Raw genomic sequence first — 25,703 nt, 5'->3', positions numbered from 1 at the left:
CCTCCCTCAATTAATGTAGTAATTATATATATAGCCCTTCGGACGAGTCAAGGTAGGGGAGCAGGGCAAAACTCGATTTATGTCGCCTAGAGTTGACGATATTCCGAACTCCTATTGCAAATGAATGAGATCCGGTACAGTTACGAACTCCAAGTTCTTTTTCTTCAGTTCAGCAATCACGCGGTGAAGCGCTTCGACTGACCCTGTCAGGTCCTCTCCATCACCACCTGCGGAATGCTGCAAAATAATGCTTCCAGCCTTGGTCGCATCCATAATATTGGTATACACCTCGTCTGCACTTAGGCCCTTCCAATCCAGGGAATCCACGTTCCAGTTGATAATTTTTTTCTCCATGCTGGCAAGCCATTCAATCTGATTCTCCGTAACGCCGCCGTAAGGTGGTCTTATAAGCGAAGGCCGGTGGCCGATATACGTTTGAATAAGCTTGTCGGTACGGTCAATTTCATCCCGGAAATCCTCATCGGACAGCTTCAAATAATTCGGGTGGCTGTAGGAATGGTTGCCGATGGCATGTCCTTCATTGACTATCCGCTGGAAAATATCCGGATTCGCTTCAATTCGGTTACCCACGACAAAAAAAGTCGCATGAACACCTGCTTTTTTCAGTTCGTCAAGCACCAGCGGAGTAAAAGTCTCATCCGGGCCGTCATCAAAAGTCAGAGCAACTCGCTTCTCCTTGGAGCTGCCCTGCAGCAAAAAAGTGCTTTTATATTTTTCGCGTAATTCCGCGAGCGTCAGAGGCTCCTCTTTGCGGACCGCTTTTTCCGATCCATCCACCAGCTCAGGGGTATCATCATCCGCATCTTCCTGGATTCGAATGGGCATCCCTTCATCGGAATAAGCATTAGGCTGAGGTTGCGCCTCTTTGCCCTGATTCCGCTCAGCCTCCGAATGACTGCTGCAGCCTGCTGCCGCGAGTGCTAACATGCCGCCTATCATAAAAATCGCTAACCCTCTAATCATGGAAAATCCCCCTTCTGTACGTAGTTGTGTCGTAGTTTTCCATTTTATTAGAATGGCAACTGGCGGGGAGTCTATGCATGATAGGCAAAAAGTCCATACCTTGCGCTCGAAGTCGCCTCTTTGCCGTGTTTAAGGTCCCTTAGGGACTTTAAACACCAAGCTTGCTCCCTTTTTCTCACCTTTAGGATCCCTCAGGGACCTTAACTCGCTTATTCCTGCTCTCTTCAACGCAAAAAGCCCGTCCCCCAGTCAATCAGGGGACGGGCTTGTGTTATTCGGCGGCATGAACCGCAGCCGATGTGCCTGTGCTGCGGGGCTTGCCGAGCAGCGCCTGTATCGCGGCGGCAAGCTCCTCCGGAGGCGGGGCTTGCCAGTCGCCCCGCTGCCCGAATCTGGCGGCATCGTCCCAAGCGATGAATCGCCTCAGTGCATCGGCGCGCGCGCCGGGTATCGACGCCGATACGGCATCCGCGTATTCGCGCGCGGTGTGCTGCGGCGGCCGCACGAGAATGCGGCGGCCGAGCAGTATCCAAGTCGCGGAGGATACTGCCGCGAACTGCTCTTGCACGGCGGCGGCGCGGCCAGCGGCATGCGCCGCCTGGTACCGGCGCAGCGCCAGCGCGAGGCGAAGCCGCTTGCGCTGCGCCGCTGCCGCCAGAGCGGCCGCGAGCACCAGCGCGGCCGCGCCTGCGGCGGCTATGGCGGCGGGCGAAGCCGCCGCCGCACCGCTTGCGGCGCTCTGCGCCGCCTCCGCGAGGGCATCCGCCCCTCGCGACACGGCCGAGGCTGCACGTTCCGCCGCAGCCTCAAACCGCGCCAGCATGCCGTCCGTTCCGGCATACTCTGGCGCAGCAGCATCGGCATTACCCGCCGATGCCACCCCATCCGACGCCCCGTTAATTCCGGCGTCGACATCCACTGGCCCCATACCGCCAGCAAAGCCTGGCGTTGGATCAAACGGCACCCAGCCTACGCCGGGGAAGTATACCTCTACCCAAGCGTGCGCATCCTTGGCACGCACATTATAGAGGGTCCCGGCTGCGCTGGTCTCCTCGAAGCCCGCCGTAGATACCGGCGTGCCGGACACAAAGCCTTTTACCCATCTCGCAGGAATGCCTTCTTCTCGGAGCAGGACAACCATTGCGCTTGAAAAATGAACGCAATAACCGCGTTGCTGCTCAAACAAGAAGTAATCGACGAAATCTGCTCCCTTAGGCGGAACCGCGCTGTCGAGCGAATAATTGTAGTTGTTCTTCAAATACTGCTCTACCGCTTTGACCCGGTCATATTGACTCGTCTTGCCCGCTCCGGCAATCTCATCCGCTAATGCCTTTACACGACTTGGAATGGAATCGGGCAGCTGCAAATACTCCGAGAGATCTGCTTCATCCGCCGCTGTATTCAGCGCCGCCGTATTTCCTTCGAATGTTGAGCGGTCCGAGCTGCGGAGTACAGATACATCGGTAACCGGAAGCCTGCTCTCAACAGTATACCGCTCAACCTTTGCCTCTTTATCTGCTGCGTAAAGCGTATCAGCCAGCTCATCTTCGACATACGTGCTTAACTGCCGATTTGGATCAATCGCAGACAGGCTTACAACCCGCCCCGAGCTTCCTGCGTAAAAGAGCGGCAGCCCTTGCGCAGCCGAAGGCTCTTTCATCACAACAGTCTGCTTAATGACCTGGTTACCCGAATCGGTGCTGACAGCAACCTCCGATGGCTTATCGAGCTTATCGCCGTTTTCTACCGGATTCAGCACTTTCCCGCTCCAGCTATTGCTCCAGCCGCGGCCGTCATAAATGGATTTGGATTCACCCCGCCAGTAGGTCTGAACCGGGGAAAAACCATTAAACACAACCGTATCATCCGGCGTGATAGACGCACCAAGTTCACTATCGTCAAAGCCATACCCCGTAAGCGAAAGTTTTTGGCCCGCTGTGCCGGCTGCTGCCTGCATTGCTGCGGAGTAATCTGCTTTCCCAAGCTCAACCATCGCCTCTTCGAGACGATTCGCTGCTGTTACCGTCCATGCAGCTGGCTCTGTTTGCCTTGGCTGGCCGCTCGATATCAGCATGCCGATACCTACACATAACAGCACGAGAAATTCACCAGCGGCAAGCCATTTCGGATGAATCTGCCGATCGTACTCACTGCTGCCGCCATGCAGACGTTTGACCCTGGCAATGGTGACAACTGCCCCTAGCAGCAGTCCTTCCGCAGACGTACGCAGCAATCCATCAAAAACATCCATCCCTACCCATATATGCAGCGTTAGCAAGTAAGCCGCCGTAATAGCGGTCAGCCCCAAGGCTACCTGCCTCATCCATACCAGTGCCTGCAAAGCAGGAGCCAGCATCGCCCAACCGACGAACAACAGCAATGTCCGTAGTTCATTACTCATTGTCCACATGCCGTAGGTAAACAGCTGTTTGATATCCTCCACAAGCTGCTGCGGATAATGGACCAGCCATTGCAGAGCGTTCTGGTCGTCCCCTTTAAATAAAAGCATAAGGGTGATAAGGCATAATACGCCATTCATCAGCAGCGACATATACCAAGTGGGACGGAAAAGCCCCGCTATCATCACGCAGCCTACAACGACAAGAAGTGGACCAACCTGGTACACATCCGCCCATTCCCCGTAACGGAGCCATGGAAGCATCCATTCAGCTAATAAGCCAAACAGCAGAACCGTTGTCAGCAGCCGGAAGCCAAGTGAGCCGTTCTCATGATTGATCCCTCGCATTACTTGCCGCCTCCTTCCACCACTTGCGGCTGCTGGTTCATCTGCTCTGGATAAGCAAGCCAGTTCAGAACCATCCCTGCCTGCTCGAGTTGCCTTTGCTGCTCACGCATCGCATAGGTCAACACCAACTGCTTCGTTACCAAATGCAGCTCCAAGCGGCAGCCCTGTTCGGCGGCATAAGCAGCGAGCTGGGTCCAGCTTTGACCATTTTTCCACTCAGCCGTAAAAACATGGATCATCCCGCCCGGCTTCAATCCGCCAAGCTCAGACCGCAAGTTCTCTGCTGTGACAGCCGTACTGGTAAGCGCCAGCTTAGCCAGTCGCTCCAAATGAGCTTTTGTCTGCTGGGACAAGCTTCCCCGCCGCGCATTCTCTTTTCGCGACGACTTTGCCTTTGCCTCGTTATCCTTCTTTGGTTGTTTCGCTGCTCCTGCTATCGCCGTGATCAGCCGTACTTCGCAGCCTTCTGAAGCCGCCCGCTCTATAGCACGGGCTGTCCACCCGAGACAGGCATCAAACAGACGACCATCCTGACTGTAGGCGGCACCAAATGTATCCGCAATGACGATCACTTCTGCCGGCTGTTCGAGCATATGCTGCTTCGTGAACATGCCACGGCCTTTGGCTGCGGCACGCCAATTGATATGACGCAAAGAATCGCCCTCGCGGTAAGGCCTGCTGTCTGGTCCAATCCCTGATTGCTGAATCAGCTTGTCCACCACTGATTCGCTAATCTCTCCATTATCACTTATATAGGCTGATGAGGAATCGCCAGATATCTGCTCAGCTATCGCTCCATGTAATCGGCCCGCGCGTTTTCCGATCTCTTCCGGCAGTGCAGGGAGTGCAAGCAGCACACCCGGACATGCCAGCTTGCGATGAATGGCCGTAAGGCCCAGCCAATCGCCAACGGTTACCGTTACCTGATCGAACTGATGCTCTCCACGTCTGACTGCAAGCATGGAGTAGTTGATTTGCACCTCTTTTTGAAACAAAGGCATGACAATATAGCGATAGTCCAGACGTGTTTTCTCTTTCGAGCTCGTATTCACCATGCCATCATGAACAGCAAGCCAAGCAAATGGCATCGCGGCAGATCGCTTTATCGTAAGCTGAACATCCGCCTTACCGCCGTCCTTCACCTGCTGGACCTGAATGGTCCGGCTGATGGAAAGGCCAATTACTGAAAGCAATGGCAACACAATCGAAATGATTGGCAAGAAGCTAAGCACAATCAGCATGTACATTTCCACGGCTCCGCCCTTGGTAAGAACAGCTGCCAAGCTTACAGACCAGCCTATCGCTATGATCAGCCAAGCTACCCACCTCGTGCGGTAATACAGCTTACCTGTTTTTTCAAACAATGGGATTTGATCATCTAACTGCGACTGCGATACGTTTTTTGAAGAAGCACCTGCCTGACTTCCTTGCGTCATATGCCCTTGTGAGGGATCCGTTACTGCCAAATCCGAATCATTCCGCTGCGCCTTCATCTGTGTCTCCCTGTCATAGAGGCAGGAGCAATTGATGCCGGCAGCGGTGTACTTCGCATAATACGTGTTAATGCTTCTGACGCTCTTCTTCCACCAGCAGCTATTCCGTTCAGACGATGCGTCAGAACAACCTCTCCCGTTGCAAACAGATCATCCGGCAGCACATACCGTCTGCCTTCTACATAGGCTCTGGCTTGCGCTGCACGCAGCCAGTCACGTCCCGCACGGGGGCTTAAGCCTAACTCCAGTTCAGGTGCTCGTCTTGTCGCATCTGTCACTTTTGCCATATATTCGAGCAGTCCTGGATGAACATGACCGAGGCGTGCTTCGCGCTGCATCCGCAGCCATTCCTCCAGCATAAGCACTGGCCGCAGTTGATGAGGCTCGGGTCTTGAGCCAGCTGCATACTGCTCCAGCATCCTCGCTTCATTCTCCATAGACGGATAACCGATGGACAGCCGCATCATGAAACGATCCAGCTGCGCTTCCGGCAGCGTATTTGTTCCTTCATAACTTAATGGATTTTGCGTCGCAATTAATACAAACGGCTCAGGCAGCTTGCGCGTCTCTCCCTCAATACTGATGCGCCGCTCCTCCATTGCCTCCAGCAGAGCCGACTGTGTACGTGGTGAAGTACGGTTGATCTCGTCTGCAAGGACAATATTAGCCATAATTGGCCCTGGCCGATAGACAAGCTCACTGATCCGGCTGTCCCAGACTGAACCGCCAATGACATCTGCAGGCAGCATATCTGATGTGAACTGGATCCGCTTGAATTCACCGCCAAGAACGCGTGCACAAGCGCTTGCCAGCATCGTTTTCCCCACTCCGGGAACATCCTCCAGCAGCACATGACCACCAGCTAGCATAGCTGTGATAAGATGGGTAACCGTTTCTTTTTTTCCTAGCAAAACATGATCTATTCTATGAATAAGTCTCTGCAGCAGCACCTGCGGTGGTTCCGGCCATGGCTGAGCTTCCTGTCTTCCGGGCGACGATCCTTCGAATTTTGGCGCTATCATCTCTTCCATTCAACCTCCTGAAAAATAGCTTCTCTATCTTTCAGTATCGCCACGCGCCGCTATATTTAGACCTGCTAGATGGTGATAGAGTCTGCCCAAATCTCTCTTTTATCCGTCGTTACCGTAATTTTGCTAATCCTATAATTAAACTGCTGCAGCGTATCCCTAAGCGGCACCATAACCCGGCTCGGGAACGATAGTCCGCTTCCTCCCACCTCAGCTGCTGTCCAGCTCGCGCTTTGATTATTAACCATAGCCTCGACAATGCCGTTTGAGACGTCTAATCGAATAATACCTTTCAGTCCTGCCACCAATTGACGAAGAGGAACTTCGATGGTTCCATTACTCATTTGATAGTCAGCTGGGGCAAAATCAATCTCATAATCGCCCGCATGAACAACCAAGCTTTGTTGGTTTGGTGCTTCTACAGTTGTTCTTGTTCGTGCCATATATTGAACGAGGGTCTGCGACTCAGCTTCCGTAACCTTCGGACGTTTCCATTTGATAGACTCCGCAAGCCGGAACTGGATTGGCTTCACTTTGTCGGTCAAGACGGCGAATTGATACCCTTTCTTTTTGAAAAAAGAAATCACTTCCGGCAAAGCCTTCACCGATTCTCCGTGAATGGAGCTGTCATGCATGAGTACAACAACTTTGCTGGATAACTTCGAGCCTTCAACCGTACTTATAATTTCTTTTGCCGGGACATTCAGCCTCGTCGAATCCCCGCTGTCTACATTCCAGTCGTTCACGATATAACCTGCCTTCGCAAGCGCGTCAAAATAGCCTTGGTCGAAGTTACCAAACGTCCCACCCGGCGCACGAACCAGATTCGTTCTTACTCCTATTGCTTTATAGATCGCATCATCGGTATCCATAATCTGCTTGGCGAACGTCCCAAAGCTGCTGTACAGATCTGCATATACATGATCATACGAATGATTGCCGATCGCATGGCCCTCCTGCACAACCTGCTTGGCGATAGTCGGATAACGCTTTACCTCTTTGCCCAGCATAAAAAAAGTCCCTTTCACGCCTTCACGCTTCAGGATCGCAAGCACTTGCTTCGTCTGCTCGCTTGGCCCATCGTCAAAGGTCAGATATACAATTGGCTTGACCTTATCCGCAGCTTGGACTACTACTTCTGTGCTAGAATCAGCTAACTGATTTAATAGAGTCAGGTTACCTTCCCCTGCAGCTAAATTTTCTGTTACTATCGAACGCCCGGCAGCAGTTGCTGTTTCACTCGATAAACCTGCAAATGCCGCCTCAAGAGCCGTCTTTCCTCCATTTCCCGTACCAATCCCCAGCAGCCCAAACCATACAATAAACAAACATAACCCCGTCTGCTTCACCAAGCGCATGAATCTGCCACCCTTCTCTATTCTCGTAATCGATCTAATAGAGTATATGAGCGGCAAATCTAGCAAATGCCCAGCAGATCATATTTGTTTATCACCTGCTGCAACAAAAAAGCGAGCCCCTCAGGGCCCGCCTTCGATCTTTTATAGCTTTGCTGCCTCATCCGCTACCTGCTGGACATGGCCTTTAATCTTCACGCCGCGCCACTCGCGGACTAGCTTGCCTTTCTCATTGATGAGAAAGGTTGAGCGGACAACGCCCATGTATTCGCGGCCGTACAGCTTCTTCATCTGCCATACGCCGTATTTCTCGCATACCTTATGCTCTTCATCCGAGAGCAGCAGGAACGGCAAGCCCTGCTTGCCGATAAACTTCTCATGCGACTTAACCGGGTCCGGGCTGATGCCCAGCACAACTGTATTACTGTCTGCCATTGCCGGATACGCATCACGGAAATCACAAGCCTGCTGCGTACAAGTCGGTGTATTATCCTTCGGATAGAAGTAAATGACAACTTTTTTCCCGCGGTAATCACTTAGTTTCACCGTTTCTCCGTTTGATGCCGGCAGCTTAAAATCCGGCGCCTTCTTGCCAACCTCGATTGCATTCATTATTACTTTCCTCCAATACCTCTCCTAACCTGCTGATCTAAGCTTCTAGCTTAGGAACCTGCACCACGGTAACGCTTCACGCCATGATTCCAAATGATAAGACCAAGCGCGAATACGATGATCCCCATAACAGGCGTGAACCAAGCCAGCTGCGACAAGTCATCCGTTTTCTTCTCCAAGAAATACGAAGCCGGTATAACACCTACGAAGGCAAAAGGCAGCAGCCAGGTCAAAACAAAACGAATCGTTTTATTATAAATGTTAACCGGATATCGACCGTAGTTCTGAACGTTATAAATAAGCGGAACGATGCCCGTTGGCGCATCCGAGAAGAACGAGATAGCCGACAGCGCCGTGTAGATGCCTGCATACACAAGCACGGCACCAAGCACGAACAGGAGCATGATCAGCACGTAGTACCAATGGAAAGCTAGTCCAAGATCATTCCAGCAAACAGCCATAATGATCGCCCCAACAACCGAACCAATCAGGGATGGCGGATCGACATTCTCCAGCAATACCTGAAACAGATTATGCGCCGGCCGAGTTAGAATCCGGTCCATCTCGCCTTTCACAATATAACGTTCACTGAAGTTCCACATCCCAAAGAAAGTCGAGAATAAGCCATACGGGATCATAAAGAAGCCGTAAACAAAGATAACTTCGGACTCCGTCCAGCCGCCAAGCGTTGGCGTGTGCTGGAACACGACCAGAATAAAGACCAGGTTCATCCCCTGGAACATCAGGTCCGAGATCACCTCTACCCAGAAGTCAGCACGGTAAGTCAGACGAGTCTTCGCATAGTTTTTAATGTATTCCCAGAACAACACTGCATACAGCATCTAGAATTAACCTCCTTGCACGAACAGCCGCTTACGGGCCGCCCGCCAAGTAAAAATGATAGGCACAAGCAAAATAAGAAACCATAACGCCTGCAGCCCCAGAACACCCCAAGCCTCACTCATCGGGGTACGCCCTGTAAACACCGCACTTGGCAAATACGTAATCGCCTGGAAAGGCAGCCATTCCATCGTCGCCTTCAGCCAACCCGGGAAGAAAGCGATCGGGATGAGGACGCCGGAGAACAGGTCGACAAGAACCCGCTTCATCCGCATCATACCCTCGTTATTTTCCACGAAGAATGCCGCAAGGCCGGTCAGAATATTAAGCTGCGAATTGATAAACAGACTAAACATCAGCATGACGAAATAGATAATCCATACGGCCGGATCCTTCGGCAGCTTAACCGGGAAGAGCAGGCAGACAATAACTAAACCTGGCCCCATAAAGAGAATGAGGCGGAACAAGCCTTCGCCAAGTCCCTGCATCATTTTCACAACAAGGTACGAGTATGGCCGGATAAGCTGCATCGCAATACTGCCATCCCGGACATCATTCGCAATCTCACGGTCAAGGTTATTGAAGTAAAAAGCGCGGGCCATCCAGGATACCGCAATGTACGTCGTCATTTGAGCTAATGTAAAGCCTTGAAGCGTCTCGGCCGAGCCAAAGATCGCCTTCCACAAAAAATAATAAGCGCCAATATTGATGGCATAGATAATAATGCCGCTGTAATAATTGACGCGATAAGCCAGCATCGTTAGAAACCTTATTCGGATAAAATCTACGTATGCGCTCATCATCGGAGAGAAGTCTCCTTCTCAGGCTCCACCTCAGCCTCCTGCTTGGGGGAGTCCGTTTCAAGCAGCGTTGCAGCGGCTGACGCTGAAGCCGAACCGGAGCGATAAATTTCACGCACGATATCGTCAGTGTTCGTCTCGAGGATCTTAATATCACGAATATCCGCCCCGCCAACTACCATGCCAAGAGCATCAGATACATTAATCGTATGCGGCAGCCACATGGAAGCCCCCTGCTCGTTCATTGTCCAGGTGACATCAAGACCTGCCGTCAGCAGCTGCAGCTTGGTCAGAGGGGTTATGGTACCGAATTGGAATTGAATTTCGCGCCCCTTGCTCCAACGATTCTTCAGCTCTTCAAGTCCACCATCATATATAATGCGGCCGTCATCCAGCATAATGACACGGGAACATAACGCTTCAATATCCTGTAGGTCATGGGTGGTGAGCAGTATGGTTGTGCCTTCCTCACGGTTCAGTTCCTTCAGAAACTCACGGATTTCTGTCTTCACCACGATATCCAGACCAATCGTAGGTTCATCCAGGAACAAGATCGAAGGATTATGGAGCAGCGAAGCAACCAGCTCACAGCGCATCCGCTGGCCAAGACTCAGTTTACGGACCGGACGGTTCAGCAGCTCACCTAGATCAAGGCGCTCCACCAGGTTGTCCAATCTTTTTCGGAAATCCTGTTCGGATACCCGATATACTTTACGCAGCAACTGGAAAGACTCAATAACACCGATATCCCACCACAGCTGGGAACGCTGTCCAAAGACAACACCAATCCCTCCTACAAATTTCTCACGGTCTTTGAACGGCACGTATCCATTTACCTTCAGCTGTCCCGCTGTCGGGACCAGAATACCGGTAAGCATCTTGATCGTAGTTGACTTGCCTGCACCATTCTCACCAATATAACCACAAATCTCGCCTTGTGGAATTTGGAACGAAATATCTTTAACGGCTGTAACCTCGTTATATTCACGTTTGAACAGGTCTTTTAGTGCGCCGGACAAGCCTTCTCTGTTCTTTTGCACTTTAAACTGCTTTCGCAAATCTTTGACATCAATCGCTAACATAAGCTTTAAATAATCTCCTCTCCGTTTACAACGGTCGACATTTCCCGAGGAATTATGAGTTTTTTCCAAGGGAAACGATAAAACTTGCTTCTATCCATCGTTCCGCTTTATAATTTTATGATATGTAATATTACATTAGTTATTGTTGTGCGTAAATGGCAGGCATCTTAGGTTAATCAGATCGCCTGTCTCATTTGGGTTTACACCATTTTGCAGGAGAGTTGCTGAAAGGAGCACTACTACAGTCATGGCTACACAAGCAAAAAAGAAAAGAAAACCTTGGAAATGGGTTCTCAGCGGTTTTCTCGTAGTTATAGTCCTTGGCGTCGCTGCCTTAGTGTACTGGGGCACAGGCGTATACAATTCATTAGACAACTTCAGCAAGTCGAAGGAAGAATCCCGCTTCGGACAATTTAATAACGAAACCGTTGAACCACCTCCGAAATGGGAGGGTACAGAACGCGTTAACATCCTGCTGCTTGGCGGTGACGCCCGCGGCTTGGAAGAAAATCAGGTGCCGCGTTCGGATTCAATCATGATCGCCTCCTTTGATCCAGTGACTAAGAAAGCTCATCTATTCTCCGTCCTGCGTGACACGTATATTGATATTGAAGGGCATGACAAAGGGCGTATCAATACAGCTATAACGCTTGGCGGACCACAGCTTGCGATGAAGACCGTTGGTGATCTGCTTGGCCTTGATATTCAGTATTATGTGTATACCGATTTCGAAGGATTCAAAGCCCTCGTCGATACGATCGGCGGCGTCTACTTCGATGTTGAGAAGGATATGCATTATACGGACAACGCGGATGAGAACAAATACGATATCGATCTGAAGAAAGGCTACCAGCTGCTTGATGGCGACAAAGCCTTGCAATACGTTCGCTTCCGTCATGACGCAATGAGTGACTTCACACGTACAGAGCGTCAGCGTGAGTTCTTGGGTGCTGTAGCTGATAAGCTTAAATCTGGCTGGAACATCGTTCAGATGAAAAAAATTCTGGACAGTGTCTCGCCTTACATCGAAACGAACCTGCAGGTTACCGATATGCTGAAGCTTGGCCAGCTTGGCGTTGAATCCCATCTGGCAGGTACGCAGCAAGTGCCTCCAATGGATAACATTGCGGAAGAGCATGTTGGTGGTGCATCCGTTCTTGGCGTTCGTGATCTGGATGAACTGAAAGCTTCGGTTCAAGATACACTCGCATCGGATGATACAGTAGCTCCTCCATCCACTTCGCCTGGTGCGGAGAACGGAACGGATGCAACAACTGATAATAGCAGCACAACACAATAAAATATAGCATACGGAATAATAAAGGACCTCATACTCACGCTTAGCGGCGGGAGTTGAGGTCCTTTTGTATATCGGTCAGGCTTTTCATCCTGCAGTACTCGTCACCTCTAACCTGCCTATGTTGGATTTTGTACAGTGAAATGGCAACTCTAAAGATAGAGTCCGCTCTATGTTGGAGATTGTCCAACAAAAATAGCCTCACTTGGACTTCTGGGGATATAGCTGGATCATTTCATTGGATGGAATCCATTATAGCCGAGCTTACCATTCTCAATAGCCCATTTTGTTGGATGAAATCCAACCTGAGTAACGTCCGATACCTCTCTACCTGAAATTGACCTCCACCCTATAGCCTAGCCTGTTCATAGACAGAGGAAAGCACGGCACTTTGCTTTTTGTCCAGACTGCGCGATAATGGGGAGTGTCGATTTAAAAACCCTTAAGGCCGTTCGACTGATTAAGGATGGCTTACATATTTCTTATACGGAGGATTTATTCTATGTCTATGCAACGTACACGTTCAGAAGCGCTTTATGAAGAAGCACTCAAGCATATTGTCGGAGGCGTTAACAGCCCTTCCCGCTCTTTCAAGGCAGTTGGTGGTGGTGCACCCGTATTTATGAAGCGTGCCGAAGGCGCCTACTTCTATGATGTAGACGATAATCGTTACATCGATTATTTGGCCGCATACGGCCCGATTATTACCGGACATGCCCACCCGCATATTACGGAGGCAATCGTTCGTGCCGCGCAAAACGGTACCCTATACGGTACGCCTACAGAGCTGGAAATCCAGATGGCCCGTATGTTAAAGGAAGCTATTCCTTCGCTTGATAAAGTACGTTTCGTCAACTCTGGTACGGAAGCAGTTATGACTACAATCCGTGTTGCTCGTGCGTTCACGAAACGCAACAAGATTATCAAATTCGCCGGCTGTTACCATGGCCATTCCGATCTTGTACTTGTTGCAGCAGGCTCCGGCCCTTCTACACTTGGTATTCCAGACAGCGCCGGTATTCCTACGAGTATTGCCCAAGAAGTGATTACCGTTCCCTTCAACAACCTGTCAGCCTTAAAAGAAGCTCTGGAACGCTGGGGCGATGATACAGCAGCTGTTATGATCGAGCCGATTGTTGGCAACTTCGGTATGGTTATGCCGGAGCCAGGCTTCCTAGAAGGCGTCTGCAAGCTGACTCGTGAAGCTGGTGCACTCGTTATTTATGATGAAGTCATTACAGCCTTCCGCTTCCATTACGGTACAACTCAGACGTTTAACGTGTTCCCGGACTTCAAAGCGATTGAGCCCGACCTTACTGCTCTTGGCAAAATCATCGGCGGCGGACTTCCGATTGGCGCCTATGGCGGTCGCAAAGAAATTATGGAGCAGGTTGCTCCGCTTGGTCCAGCTTATCAAGCAGGGACGATGGCGGGGAATCCGGCCTCTATCTCGGCGGGTATCGCCTGCCTTGAAGTATTGCAGGAAGCTGGCATCTATGACCATATGAATGATCTGGCAACGATGCTGGCTGATGGTCTTCGTGCCTCTGCTTCCAAGCATGGCATCCCACTTACGATCAACCAAATCCGCGGTTCGTTCTCGACGCATTTCTGTAATCATCCGGTTACCAACTATGATGAAGCGCAGGATACGGACGGCGAAGTATTCGGCCGCTTCTTCAAGCTGATGCTGGAACAGGGTATCAACCTAGCGCCTTCTAAATATGAAGCGTGGTTCCTGACAACCGCGCATACAAAGGAAGATATCGAGGTTACTCTCGCAGCCGCTGAAATTGCCTTCTCGAAGCTGTAATCTAACACTATCAAAAAGCCACCTCACCAGCTGCCGTAAGGCAGTTCGATGAGGTGGCTTTTCTAGTTCTTAGTCAATCTCAATTTCATATAACGATGGACCGTAAGCAGCAAGACCTTTCTCCGTTACATAGATCCTTACATATTGCCCTTCTGCCGGAGCAGCAAGATTAATCGTCTGCTTCAAGCCTTCCCCGCTAAGCGACTGCCCCGTGATGGTATGGACAGTTGACCAGCTGTCATTGCTGGACAGATCAGCACCTGGCTGAGCCACTTGAATGACAAGCGATTTACCGTACGCTCCTTCCCAGTTCAATACAAGCTTATTGAAGGTCTCTACTGCACCGAGATCAACATAAATCCATTCCGGATGGTTATCCGAGTTTGCTTCCCAGTCTGCTCCCCATCTGGAGCCTTGATCGCCGTCAGTTGCCTCCGCAGCTAGATAAGGGCCTTGTGCGGAAGAAGCAGCTGCTGTCTTACCAAGCGCGAGATTCACATCCGCAGTTATCACCTGCGTCACTTCATTATCCGCGTAGTCCGTAGCAACTACCGTTATAGTGTAGCTGCCGGCGGCTGCAAATACGCTGGCATTCAGTGTGATTTTGCCTGCTGCAACGGTATATTGATTGGCAGCAAGTACGGTATTATTCACTTTTACAGCTGTAATTGCATTTTCCCATGCGATATTGCTTGAGAAGGTAACATCGATGCTGCTGCCTGCTTTATTATCCGAAGAATCGGCTGTCAGAACTGGCCCAAGAGACAGTACTGGATCCGGATTAGACGGGTTGCCGTATACTTCAAATTCATAGAGTGAATAGCCATAAGTCGTACCTCTTACGGTGCCATAGATACGTACATGACGGGCTTCTTCTCCATGCAGGGTAATGTTGTCGATACCGCCGTTGCCGGAGGGCTCGGTGAAGATTGTGGTCCAGTCGTTATCTCCAGGCGTTGCCGCTGTAGAGACTTGAACCGTGTATGTCTTACCGTAAGCCCCTTCCCAGCTCAGCATAATACTATCGAGCTTATAAAGCTTCTTCAGATCGAGTGAAATCCACTGTGGATCTTGAGAAGCGCTCTCCCATCTTGTACCCGTCTTCCCATCAATGGCATTAGCCGCAGGCTGATTGTTGGATGAAGCCGTTGCTGTGCTTCCGATCGCAACGTTCTTCGCATTCGTCTTCACTTCCTGCGATACCTCCGCAGCCGCATAACCATTAGCCAGAATAACAATCGCATACGTCTTGATAGACGGGAAGAGCGATGTGTCGAACGTCATTTTGCCTGTTGCAATCGTATACTTGCTTGCATCAACAGCTGCGCCGTCGATCGTGATGCCTGTAATTGCATTTCTCCAAGCTGTGTTGTCTGTAAAGGTCAGCTCAATTGGATTAGTCAGTTTATTGTCTGTTGCATCGGCAGCTACAGCTGGTGGAGATACTTTCTCGCGGACAGCTACCTCGTCAATCGTGATCGTATGCTCACCTTCTGGTGTCACTTGACCACCATTAATCACATTACCAAGCAGGTACTTCACGGTTAAGGTCATATCAGCGGTTGGTTTCAGCACTTTCGAGTAGACAGCTTCATCACCCGTAATAAAGAACACCACTTGCTGATTATTGTTGTAGCCGGTCAGTTCTACCAGAATCGGACGGTCAACCGTAGACGAAGCTTTAAAGCTAAGCTCATACGTTTTGCCGGCTTTCAGTTGAATACCGGATTGCATGAACTGCGTGGACCACGTGTAAGGCACATGCCATTGCGGATCCAAACCGCCGTTATAATTGATTTGGATCTTCGCCTTCTCACCTTCTACGGAAATAGATGAGTAATCTTCGGCGCCTTTCCAGGACTCCCAGTTCATCGTGCCGTTCGTGAAGCTGCCGTTCAGAACCAGATTGCCATCCCCGGAGAAGACTTGCTGCGTGATCACAGCATCGCCATACCCACTAGCTGTTACTTTTACTGGATAGTTCCCGTCAACCGAGAAGACGTCCGGGTGAAGCGTCAATGTGCCAACTTTTACGGCATATTGCGAAGCATTTAATACCACACCATTTACAGAAACAGATGTAATAGCGCCTCTCCAAGCTGCGTCATCTGCAAAAGGAATGACGATTTCTTGGCCAGCCAAATTATTTGTGCTATCCGCAACCATTGTTGGCGGACGTTTCACCGGTGCATTTTCCACCTCAAGCACAACGTTGTCGATCCATACGGTACCAACTGCTGCGTTAGGTGTTTTGCCCAGCATGATTTTAAGGGCAAGCAGCTCATCGGCATTCGGACGAACCGTAAAGGTGAGATGTGTCCAGTCTGTACCTATAGATTGAACACCGGAATCAAATTTCCGTACGTAAGATGCATTCTCAAGTGTTGCCTGCAAATCACGCGCAACGGATGCTTTCACATCAAACGCCAATGTATAGGTCAAGCCCTTTTTGAAGCTCATGCCGCCTTGAATCAGCATGTTGCTGTACGGCTGGTTACCTACACTTGTTACATTGATCTTTGCAGCGCCATCCTCCGTCGTAAATTGTGCTGCTCCACCCTCTTGCGAATTCTGCTCCCAACTGAGCAGGCCAGCGAAGAAATCTCCGTTTTTCAGCGGGAACAGATCTACGCCTGTGAAGTCAAAGTTGTTATTGGTTGTACGGATCAGGGATACGTTGTCGATCACAACATCCGCGTCATTTCCTCCGAGTCCAAAGACAAGCTGCCCTTCCTCATCCGTTACGCCAACAGGCATCGTGAAGGTGAACTCCTGATTCCCCAATGCAGCGCCAAGTGTAAATTCATCCGAAGCATAGACGGTATTGCCATCTTTACTTACAAATGAAACGCTAATCGAACGATTCGAATCCGCAGAAGCCTTGAAAGTCAGCTTATAGGAATCGGTTTGCAGCAGATTGATCCCTTTTTGCGTCAGCGTTATGTCCGCTGGAATGTTGCCACCGTCAGTAATCGCTGCCTCAAGCTGTCTAACAGCAGGGTCAACCGAAGCAGATGCATTCGCGTCGCCGGATGTTGCGAAGTTCCAGTAAGACATACGGTCCATCGTACCAAGATCGAAGTTTCCATTATAGACGTGCTGTCCATTGCCAAGCGGAGCCTTCGGACCATTAGCTTGAGAGACACTATCTACTTCTTCGATTTTAATATTGCCGATCCATACCGTATTCGTATTGAGACCAAGATTAAGCTCCAGTCGTGCAGCAAGATCTGTATCGTTGTTCATCAAGAAGCGGTATTCGTAGTGCTTCAAATTGGTCGTCAGAGCTGCATCGAAGTTATCCGAATATGCGCCCCAGCCGTTATCGGCATCGCCGCCAACCTTTAAGCTCATATTTCTTGCTGCCGATGCTTTAGCATCAAAGCTGATTTTGTAAGCATGGCCTTTCGTAATCGTCGCATATTGAATCAATTGCAGGGCGTAGTTCTGATTGCCGCCGTTTGTGATGGATACTTTGGCAAACTTATCGTCACCGATGTTATCGACGGTTGCAGAGCCTGTGCCGCCAAAATCAGGCGTATGCAGGAAGTTCCAGTAGTTCGCATCAAGCGCTTGTGTAGAGTCCGTAATATCTGTCAGACCATGCTCGAAATCCTGGTCAACGATCGCTTTTGCGTTGGCTGGGATTTCATCCTTCGAATCCGGCTCTACCGGTGTACGGTAAGGGCGGCCTGTCAGATCATAAGCACGGACGTAATCCACTTCCATTTTCGCCGGCAGGCCGCTGTCGGCTGGGAGACGGTTGCCGTCAAATTGGCCGCCAACTGCCAAGTTCAGAATAATATAGAACGGTTTGTCAAACGGCGCGGGGTATGCATATTTATCCGGTTGATCCGCTCCCCAGCTGTTCCAGTTGTTAACGGTTTGATACAGAGTGCCATCCACATACCAGCGGATCTCACCTGGCTCCCACTCTACCGAGTAGGTATGATAGCCGGTTATCGATTCACCTTCAGGGAAGTTATAAGCTGCCCCTGTTGCTTTATTATTCGGAGCGTTCTTGCCGTAATGGATGGTGCCGCCAACTTCTTGCGGCAGGCGTCCTCTTGCTTCCATAATGTCGAGCTCGCCAGAAGCTGCCCATCCGCCATATTCACTGTCAGCAGGCATCATCCAGAAAGCTGGCCAAATGCCCGTTCCCTCTGGAAGCTTCATCCTAGCTTCGAATTTACCATAAGCCTTTGTGAATGTATTGCTGGTCCAGAGACGGCCGGAGGTATAAGGCTTGCCGTTAAATGTCTCTTTCTTAGCCGTAATAACAAGGTTTCCCGTTTCCGGATCTACGGTAATATTTTGCTTACGGTAGTATTGCTGCTCGTTATTCCCCCAGTCTGCTACGCCATATTCGGAGCCGTTACCTTCTTGGTAGCCCCATTTGGACAGATCGACGCCGTTGGTATCCGGAGTAACCGCATCACCGTTAAATTCATCAGACCAGACCAGGCTCCACATTTGCTCTGCTTCAATCGTTTGAGTCACCTGCCCCAGCTCATAACCGGAAGCTTGGAACACAATGACGTGATTGCCTGCAGCCGTAAAGACAGTTGCTGTGATCGTGATGTTGTTTGTTCCAACCGTATAATCTTCAGCCGCAATTGCCGTACCGTCCACCGTAATCGCTTTAATCGAGCTGCTCCAGCCCGGCTGGAAAGCGAAGGTCAACGTAATGTCTTTGCCAAGACTGTTGTCCGTTACATCAGGCGTTACGATTGGTGCGGAAGTCAGCCGGATATCATTGACTAATGGGGCTTTTTCGCCTAATGCATCCTTCGCGCCTTTCCGTTCGAATCGGACATTATCAATAAAGACGTCATGGACGGCCAAAGCATCGCCATTCTTACCAAGCAGATATTTCAGTCCTACCGTATCATCCTTTGGCATCGTGAACTCAAACGAGTAGCTCTTGGTCGTTTCACCAAGTGTTACTTTCTCATTCAGATAACGTGTGTAGGTACCGTTCTCTGCGATCACTTCCATGTTCTTCGCAAGCGTAGATCTTGCATCGAACGTAACGATATAAGTCATGTCTTTCTTAACGAGCAGAGGCTGTTGATACAACATCACATCCCAAGGATTCGCACCAACATTCTCAACGTTCACCTTGGCTCTGCCGCTTGTAAAATCAAAGGTTGCTTTGGAGTTACCGTCGTATACGCCTTGCACATGCTGAGACCAATTAGCACCTTCGTTTGCAAAGTAGCCGTTCTTTAATAGGAAGGCTTTGTCTCGGGCACCTTTAATCTCTACGCGTACATTATCCATGTACACATCATGTGCTCCAGCTGGATTTGTTGTTTGCTTGCCAAGCAGTACTTTAAAGGATGCTAGAGTATCAGCCGTAACAGGCAGTTCGTACGTAAACGTCTGGTAATCTGCCGTCAAATGCTCCATCTTCGAGAGCAGTCGTCCGCCAGCATTATCTACCACAATTTCAACGTCACGTTCTGCCGTCGATTTGAGATCGACGGATACGACGTAGCTGTTGTCTTTGTGCAGATTGAAGTCATTTTGCATCAGCATAACGTCCCAAGGATTGTTGCCAACGCTGCTAACATTCACTTTCATGCTGCCTGCATCTTCTGTGTATCCGGTCACCTTGTCCCAGCCGTCATAGAAGCCTTGAACATGCAGGTTCCAAGAAGTCTTGCCGTTCGAGAAGTCACCATTCTTGAGCGGGAACTGATCCGCCAGCGGCAGATCACCGATGCCATTGTTCGTGAGGCGGGTCATAACAATATTATCAATCGTTACATCTGCATCATTACCACCAAGCATAAAGACTAGGATCGCTTTATCATCCGCTGCTTCAGCAGAGTTGAAGTTCACCGTCTGTACAGCTGATGACGCGGTCAGGTTCACCTCAATAGGATCAACCACATTTGTGCCGTCCTGCTTCTGAATACCGACCTTTATGGTACGGTTTGATGCTGCACTTGCCTTAAACTTCACTTCATAATCATTGTTAGGAATGAGGTTTACGCCTTTTTGCAGCAATGTAATCGAAGCAGCTCCGGTACCGCCGTTTGTAATATTCGCTGTGAACTCTCGATTATCTGGGTCAACCGAAGCCATTGCTGCTGCTCCGTCTGTCGTATCGAAATGCCAGTACGTAAGGCGGTCCAATCTTCCAAGATCAAAGCTGCCGTTGTAGACATGATTGCCGTTAATAGGCTCTTTCGCCGCATCCTCATTATATGGATCTGGCGCATCTACTTCTTCCAGCTTCACATTACCGATCCAGACAGGGTTCGTGTTGAGACCCATATTGAGCTCAAGTCGAGCGAGAACATCGGTATCTGCTGCCATCTGGAAGGTCATGCTGTAGTTCTTAAACTCATCAGTCAGGTTAACAGATAAAACATCCGAATAAGTGCCCCAGCCGCGGTCAGCCCCGCCGCCAATCTTAGCGGACATTGTCCGGTTCGTGCTGGATTTGGCATCAAAGGACAGCTTGTAATATCTGCCTTTACCTACCGTTACGTTCTGAATGAGCTGAACGGAATAATCCTGCGATCCACCGTTTGTAATTTCTGCTTTCGCATAAGTTGTACCGCCAATATTATCCGTCCCGATAGAACCTTCGCCATTATAAGTCGGAACGTGAACGAAATTCCATTTTTCCGGATCCAGAGTATCCGTTTCTGTTGCTACTGTCTTGAAACCATTGGTAAAACTAACATCATGTAAGTAGTTACCGTTAATCGCTTCTTTATGATCAGCCGGCAATGGTTCCTGCTCTACCTTCGGCTCCTCAAGACCAGCAGTTGAATATCCGCCTTTCTTATCGTAAACGCGGACATATTCTACTTCCATCGTCCGGGCATTGTCGTCCGTTGGCATCTTACCACCGTCGAAGTTACCACCAACTGCCAGGTTCAGGATCATGTAGAACGGCTTATCAAACGGTGCCGGATAAGCATATTTCGCCGGTTGATCAATCCCCCAGCTGTTCCAATTGTTCTGCGTTTGATAGACTTTTCCGTCTACCAGCCAGCGAATTTCGCCTGGTTCCCATTCAACGGCATATACATGCTCACCGCTAAAGTCTACACCTTCTGGGAAGGTATATTTGTTACCTGTGTAGCGGTTACCAGGAGCGGCTTTACCATAATGAATGGTTCCGGAAACTTCATCTGGCAGTCTGCCTACAGCCTCCATAATGTCAATCTCGCCAGACGATGCCCAAGTGCCGTATTCGCTTGTTGCTGGCATCATCCAGAAGGCTGGCCAGAAGCCTTGGCCTTTCGGCAGCTTCAGCTTTGCTTCGAATTTGCCATAAGCTTTGGTAAAAGTGTCCTGTGTGAAAATTCTGCCTGAAGTATACGGCTTATTATTGGTGTTAGCTTCTTTTTTCGCCGTAATAACAAGTTTGCCATCTTCTACTTTCATATTGTCAGCTTCATAACTCTGCTGCTCGTTATTGCCCCAGCCATCAAGGCCATATTGCGAACCTGTACCAAGCTGGTATCCCCACTTTTCGAGGTTTACTCCATTCGTGTCGAGATGGCTGCCTGTTCCGTCAAACTCATCATTCCAGACCAGCTCCCACTCATCTTCGTCCGGTGTTGGTGTTGGTGTAGAATTCGTGCTTCCGTTTCCGCTATTACTGTTGCTACCCACTTGCTTCTGCCCTTTGTCCAGCTTCTTTCCATTCAAGGTAGAATCAGATGAATGATTGTTCAAATGATCAATATCCGTATTTTCTGTTTCAAGAACCGTATTCGTATTAAGATCCATATCATCGATATTAGAATCCTCGATCACGATACGTACTGGTCCTTCTTTCTTATCTACGACGATATTGTGCGCTTTCACATTATGAAAATGAATACTATGAACACCACCACCGCTTACATAGATGGTGCCTTTCACCTCAGAATCTTTCAGCGTGAAATCGCCTTCAGCAATGCCCGCAGTTAAGAACAGATTGCCGCCGATGGCTGCATCCTCAATTGTCACTCCGTCTTTATTAACCAGCGCATTGCCAGTCAGCTGCTGATCCTTGTAAGTACCAGCTTTCGTGTAAGCCTCGCCTGCCAAACGATCTAGCAGCACAACTGCTTCTGCACGAGTGATCGATTTGAGCGGCTGAACGGTGCCGTTAGGGAATCCCTTCAGATAGCCCCCGCTTACTAATTGGGCAAATGATTCTACTGCAAATGCGCCAACTTGCGCTTTATCATTAAAGGCACTTAAAGGGTCATTGCCCGTTACTGCAGGCAGACGGAACAATCCTGCTGCAATCTTCGCAGCTTCCTGTCTCGTAATGGCCGCATTTGGCTTGAATGTTCCATCTGGGTAACCATTAATGAAGCCTGCTTTTTTACCAATAGCAACCTGATCCGTATACCATGCACCTGCTGCTACATCTGAGAAGCTATCTTCACCTTTCACAGTGAAGCCAAACAAGCTGTTAATCAATTTCGTAAACTCTGCACGAGTAATTTGCTGCTCTGGCTTAAAGCTGCCATCCGGGTAGCTGCTGACCAGACCTTTGGATGTCCACTTATTCACTTGTTCTGCAGCCCAGTGACCGGTTACATCTGCTGCTCCTGCACTAGGTACGTCCATTGTAGTTGTTGATGATGCATATACAGCAGATGGAAGATAGGTTAATAGAATCATGACCGACATGACTAGTGACAACATCCGTCTCCTACGAAGACGACTGCCTTTTCTCTTTTTTTGTATCAACGCCGTTTCCCCTCTCTTACGTTATTCTTAGCGATTCTTTCTTGAAAAAATGAATTTTGGCAATAGAAAAGGAACGCCCTGGCATAAATATGGCGTTCCTTATCCTGTTGCAGATGCTTATGCTTACTGCTAGATTATTTCGATGCCGAAGCGTACCAATCGTTAACTTCCTTCGTCACTTGGTCGCCGCCGGATTTTTTCCAGTTGGAAACCATTGTATCGAACGAGTCGATAGGCGCTTGACCGTAGATGATTTTGGAGAACGATTCATTAACAAGCTTGTTGAGCAATTCGTTCTTCGATTTCATCGTTTCTGTCAGAGGACCTTGGAAGTAGTTTTTCATACGAATATCTTTTTGCTCCATAACAATCTTCATCGCTTCAACGTTCTCTGGCTTACGAATCGCTTTAGTTTGCTCTTCATAAGGAGTCGTCATCGCTTCACCATTAGCAATCTTGATCATCGTGTCTGCATACAGCGAAGGTTGACGAGCGCCTTCAAATGTCAGCGAATAGTAGATTGGCTCTACAAGATGTGTACGGTCCGCATAGTTCGGGAACAGGTCCGGATATTTTTCCGGATCTTTTGTAATTGTGCCGTCTGGCAACTTAGCCCAGTCATAACCTTCAGCGAAGCCATTCTCGAACTGGCTGCCTTTTGCTGGGTTAGCCCAGTTATCGAAGAAGAAGTTATAGTAACGGAGCAGCGCTTCAGGATGCTCTGCTTTTTTGTTGATCAGCATCCAGCCGTTAACGGATGGGTTACCGCTTTGGGAACCAATTTTACCGTCTGGTCCAGCAGGAATAGCATATGCTTTGTATTTCGCGCCTGGAACGTTGTTGATCAGATCGCCAAACGGCCAGTCTGGCAGCCAGTTACGGCCTACGATTGCGCCTGCTTGACCTTTCGTGAAGAACTCAGAACCAGAAGTGTCATCTTTCAGACCGGAGTCTTTCGAGATCCAGCCTTTATCCATCCAGTTTTTCAATGTACCAAGAGCTTGCTTCGCAGCTGGATCAACCGAACCAAATGCCAGCGTACCGTCTGCGGCTTTGTTCCATTGTCCAGGCATTGTACCGTAAGCACCAAACAGCCAGCTTACGTCCGTCATCCAGTTCAGGAAGCCGTTCTTGAAGCCAAGCGCCATACCAAATGTATCTGGTTTACCGTTGCCGTCTGGATCTTTGGTTGTGAAGGCATCCATGATGACTTCGAGATCAGCAACTGTTTTTGGAGCTTGCAGACCTAATTTATCCATCCAGTCTTGGCGGAGCCACAGCACCATATCATCGTTGAATGCGTAGTCGAGAACTGGAAGAGCCATTTTCTCGCCGTCACGTGTTACAGGAAGGAATGTATCCGGGTTCAGAGCAGCTGCTTTTTTGTACTCGTCACCAGCGTATTTATCGAACAGATCATTAACCGACATGAATTGACCGGAGTCAATCAGCATGTTCACTGTTTCCATGTCACCACGGTAAGTAATAACGTCAGGCATTTTCTCGCCGGAAGAAAGCATCAGACGAAGCTTTGTTTTGTAAGCGTCGTTTGTATCCGTTACTACCCAGTCATATTTCACATCAATGCCCAGGTTTTCTTTCATATACTTTTGCAAAACGTTGTTTTCCATCGTTTCGCCAGTCTTGAAGAAGTAGTTTGTACCTACGCCTTTTACTGTTGAAAGAGTAATAGGCTCAGCATATTTCGTGCCGTCCCAGCCTGTCTCGTCTACGCCGCTGCCCGCGTCGTTAGTAGCCGCATTGTTTGTAGCTGCTGCGTTGCCAGAGTTTGAAGGTTTTTCGCTAGCTGGCTGGTTGTTGCCGTTATTATTGTTCGATCCGCATGCCGCGAGGCTTGCTGCAAGTACACCAGTCAACGAAACGAGCATAAGCTTTTTCATTGAATTACGCATTGTTTTCCCCCCGTAATATGATTATTCATAGATGAGAGCGCTTTATTTACTCTCAAGTAATACTATAGTCTTGGTTTTCACTGTTATAAATACCATAATTTTGAGTAACATACCATTATTTTATCTTCCTGAAACAATTACTCTTTTACCGCACCAAGGACAATCCCTTTGACGAAAAAGCGCTGCAGGAACGGATATACCAGAAGTACTGGAAGCATCCCGATAAAGATCTGTGCAGCCTTAACCGTACGCTGCGAGATGTTCTTCAGCTCATTCGGGTCAGGGTTCAGCTTGCTAAAATCCTGCTGTACGATAATCGTCTGCAAGAAGGTTGCTAGCGGATAGTTACGGTAATCGTTAATATAAAGCAAAGCGTCAAACCATGCATTCCAGTTACCAACAATGGTGAACAAGGACATCGTCGCGATAGCTGGCATTGCTAGAGGAAGATAGACCCGGAACAAGATCGAGAAATGCCCCGCTCCATCGATGAAGGCTGCTTCCTCCAGTTCCTTTGGAGTTGCACGGAAGAAGTTCATCAAGAGAATCATATTGAATACAGCAACCGAGCCTGGAAGAACGAGCGCCCAAATCGTATTCATCATGTGGAGGTTACGAATGACGATATACAGAGGAACGATACCACCGCTGAACCACATCGTAAATACGAAATACCAAGCGTATCTCGACCGGCTCTTGAATACCGTTGTATCCTTCGACAGTGCATAACCGCCTAATGTAATAACGGCCAATGTAATCGACGCGCCCAGCACCGTACGTCCGATGGATATCCAGAACGCCCGAAGGAAGTTCGGATTGTTCATTGTTTTCGTATACGATTCGGTATTGAAGTCTACCGGCCACATGCCGACCAAATGCGCATTCGCAGGGGCACTGGCACTAAAGCTGATCGCAAGAATATGAACGATTGGTATAATACACAGCAGTCCCGCGAGACTTAGGATGAGATAGTTAAAAATAGAGAATGCTCGATAGCCAAATGTTTTCTGATACATGTACGCAGG

14 protein-coding genes are annotated in these 25,703 nt (G+C 49.3%); 2 read left to right on the top strand and 12 right to left on the bottom strand.

What is annotated here, in order from left to right; genetic code table 11:
- Window positions 1-111 precede the first annotated feature (111 nt).
- From AC0YNT_RS25525 to AC0YNT_RS25485, 9 genes are all read right to left on the bottom strand, one after another.
- A complete protein-coding gene (locus tag AC0YNT_RS25525) occupies window positions 112-984 on the bottom strand; it encodes a polysaccharide deacetylase family protein (RefSeq protein ID WP_475807130.1) in 873 nt (290 codons plus the stop codon).
- Window positions 985-1,255: 271 nt separating this feature from the next.
- Complete coding sequence (locus AC0YNT_RS25520) at window positions 1,256-3,730, bottom strand: DUF4129 domain-containing transglutaminase family protein (protein ID WP_475807129.1); 2,475 nt, start codon at window positions 3,728-3,730, stop codon at window positions 1,256-1,258.
- On the bottom strand, window positions 3,730-5,223 hold the full coding sequence (locus AC0YNT_RS25515) for a DUF58 domain-containing protein (RefSeq protein WP_475807128.1): 1,494 nt from the start codon (window positions 5,221-5,223) through the stop codon (window positions 3,730-3,732). The genes AC0YNT_RS25520 and AC0YNT_RS25515 overlap by 1 nt, the downstream gene beginning before the upstream one ends.
- Complete coding sequence (locus AC0YNT_RS25510; protein ID WP_475807239.1) at window positions 5,220-6,245, bottom strand: AAA family ATPase; 1,026 nt, start codon at window positions 6,243-6,245, stop codon at window positions 5,220-5,222. The genes AC0YNT_RS25515 and AC0YNT_RS25510 overlap by 4 nt, the downstream gene beginning before the upstream one ends.
- A 74-nt stretch (window positions 6,246-6,319) precedes the next feature.
- Window positions 6,320-7,609, bottom strand: coding sequence for a polysaccharide deacetylase family protein (locus AC0YNT_RS25505; RefSeq protein WP_475807127.1), 1,290 nt, complete (start codon window positions 7,607-7,609; stop codon window positions 6,320-6,322).
- A 141-nt stretch (window positions 7,610-7,750) separates the two neighbouring features.
- Entirely contained in the window at window positions 7,751-8,218 is a 468-nt protein-coding gene (bcp, locus tag AC0YNT_RS25500) for a thioredoxin-dependent thiol peroxidase (RefSeq protein WP_475807126.1), read from the bottom strand.
- A 50-nt stretch (window positions 8,219-8,268) separates the two neighbouring features.
- On the bottom strand, window positions 8,269-9,060 hold the full coding sequence (locus AC0YNT_RS25495; protein ID WP_475807125.1) for an ABC transporter permease: 792 nt from the start codon (window positions 9,058-9,060) through the stop codon (window positions 8,269-8,271).
- A gap of 6 nt (window positions 9,061-9,066) precedes the next feature.
- On the bottom strand, window positions 9,067-9,861 hold the full coding sequence (locus AC0YNT_RS25490; protein WP_475807124.1) for an ABC transporter permease: 795 nt from the start codon (window positions 9,859-9,861) through the stop codon (window positions 9,067-9,069).
- Window positions 9,858-10,940, bottom strand: a complete 1,083-nt coding sequence (locus AC0YNT_RS25485; protein ID WP_475807123.1) for an ABC transporter ATP-binding protein — start codon at window positions 10,938-10,940, stop codon at window positions 9,858-9,860. The genes AC0YNT_RS25490 and AC0YNT_RS25485 overlap by 4 nt, the downstream gene beginning before the upstream one ends.
- 247 nt (window positions 10,941-11,187) lie before the next feature.
- Here AC0YNT_RS25485 and AC0YNT_RS25480 point away from each other — a divergent pair, with 247 nt between their 5' ends.
- Window positions 11,188-12,240, top strand: a complete 1,053-nt coding sequence (locus tag AC0YNT_RS25480; protein WP_167278775.1) for an LCP family protein — start codon at window positions 11,188-11,190, stop codon at window positions 12,238-12,240.
- Between the two features lie 499 nt (window positions 12,241-12,739).
- Window positions 12,740-14,050 (top strand): glutamate-1-semialdehyde 2,1-aminomutase, encoded by a 1,311-nt coding sequence (locus AC0YNT_RS25475; protein WP_475807122.1) that lies wholly within the window; start codon window positions 12,740-12,742, stop codon window positions 14,048-14,050.
- A 69-nt stretch (window positions 14,051-14,119) separates the two neighbouring features.
- Here the strand turns inward: AC0YNT_RS25475 and AC0YNT_RS25470 are convergent, their stop codons facing one another.
- The 3 genes from AC0YNT_RS25470 to AC0YNT_RS25460 all read right to left on the bottom strand — a co-directional run bounded on the left by AC0YNT_RS25470 (window position 14,120) and on the right by AC0YNT_RS25460 (window position 25,694).
- A complete protein-coding gene (locus AC0YNT_RS25470) occupies window positions 14,120-22,765 on the bottom strand; it encodes a hemoblobin-interacting domain-containing protein (protein WP_475807121.1) in 8,646 nt (2,881 codons plus the stop codon).
- A gap of 134 nt (window positions 22,766-22,899) precedes the next feature.
- Window positions 22,900-24,678 (bottom strand): extracellular solute-binding protein, encoded by a 1,779-nt coding sequence (locus AC0YNT_RS25465; RefSeq protein WP_475807120.1) that lies wholly within the window; start codon window positions 24,676-24,678, stop codon window positions 22,900-22,902.
- A 137-nt stretch (window positions 24,679-24,815) separates the two neighbouring features.
- Window positions 24,816-25,694 carry a carbohydrate ABC transporter permease gene (locus AC0YNT_RS25460; protein ID WP_475807119.1) on the bottom strand — a complete coding sequence of 293 codons (879 nt, stop codon included), beginning with the start codon at window positions 25,692-25,694 and terminating at the stop codon, window positions 24,816-24,818.
- Window positions 25,695-25,703: the final 9 nt, after the last annotated feature.

Source organism: Paenibacillus sp. J22R56, assembly GCF_056269375.1.
The sequence above is the reverse complement of the archived record's forward strand: the minus strand, read 5'-3'. Positions and strand labels throughout refer to the sequence as shown.

Bases quoted from the DNA above. Each gene is read 5' to 3' on its own strand.
- AC0YNT_RS25525 (WP_475807130.1), bottom strand. From the start codon at position 984: ATGATTAGAGGGTTAGCGATTTTTATGATAGGCGGCATGTTAGCACTC.
- AC0YNT_RS25520 (WP_475807129.1), bottom strand. From the start codon at position 3,730: ATGCGAGGGATCAATCATGAGAACGGCTCACTTGGCTTCCGGCTGCTG.
- AC0YNT_RS25515 (WP_475807128.1), bottom strand. From the start codon at position 5,223: ATGAAGGCGCAGCGGAATGATTCGGATTTGGCAGTAACGGATCCCTCA.
- AC0YNT_RS25510 (WP_475807239.1), bottom strand. From the start codon at position 6,245: ATGATAGCGCCAAAATTCGAAGGATCGTCGCCCGGAAGACAGGAAGCT.
- AC0YNT_RS25505 (WP_475807127.1), bottom strand. From the start codon at position 7,609: ATGCGCTTGGTGAAGCAGACGGGGTTATGTTTGTTTATTGTATGGTTT.
- bcp (WP_475807126.1), bottom strand. From the start codon at position 8,218: ATGAATGCAATCGAGGTTGGCAAGAAGGCGCCGGATTTTAAGCTGCCG.
- AC0YNT_RS25495 (WP_475807125.1), bottom strand. From the start codon at position 9,060: ATGCTGTATGCAGTGTTGTTCTGGGAATACATTAAAAACTATGCGAAG.
- AC0YNT_RS25490 (WP_475807124.1), bottom strand. From the start codon at position 9,861: ATGATGAGCGCATACGTAGATTTTATCCGAATAAGGTTTCTAACGATG.
- AC0YNT_RS25485 (WP_475807123.1), bottom strand. From the start codon at position 10,940: ATGTTAGCGATTGATGTCAAAGATTTGCGAAAGCAGTTTAAAGTGCAA.
- AC0YNT_RS25480 (WP_167278775.1), top strand. From the start codon at position 11,188: ATGGCTACACAAGCAAAAAAGAAAAGAAAACCTTGGAAATGGGTTCTC.
- AC0YNT_RS25475 (WP_475807122.1), top strand. From the start codon at position 12,740: ATGTCTATGCAACGTACACGTTCAGAAGCGCTTTATGAAGAAGCACTC.
- AC0YNT_RS25465 (WP_475807120.1), bottom strand. From the start codon at position 24,678: ATGCGTAATTCAATGAAAAAGCTTATGCTCGTTTCGTTGACTGGTGTA.
- AC0YNT_RS25460 (WP_475807119.1), bottom strand. From the start codon at position 25,694: ATGTATCAGAAAACATTTGGCTATCGAGCATTCTCTATTTTTAACTAT.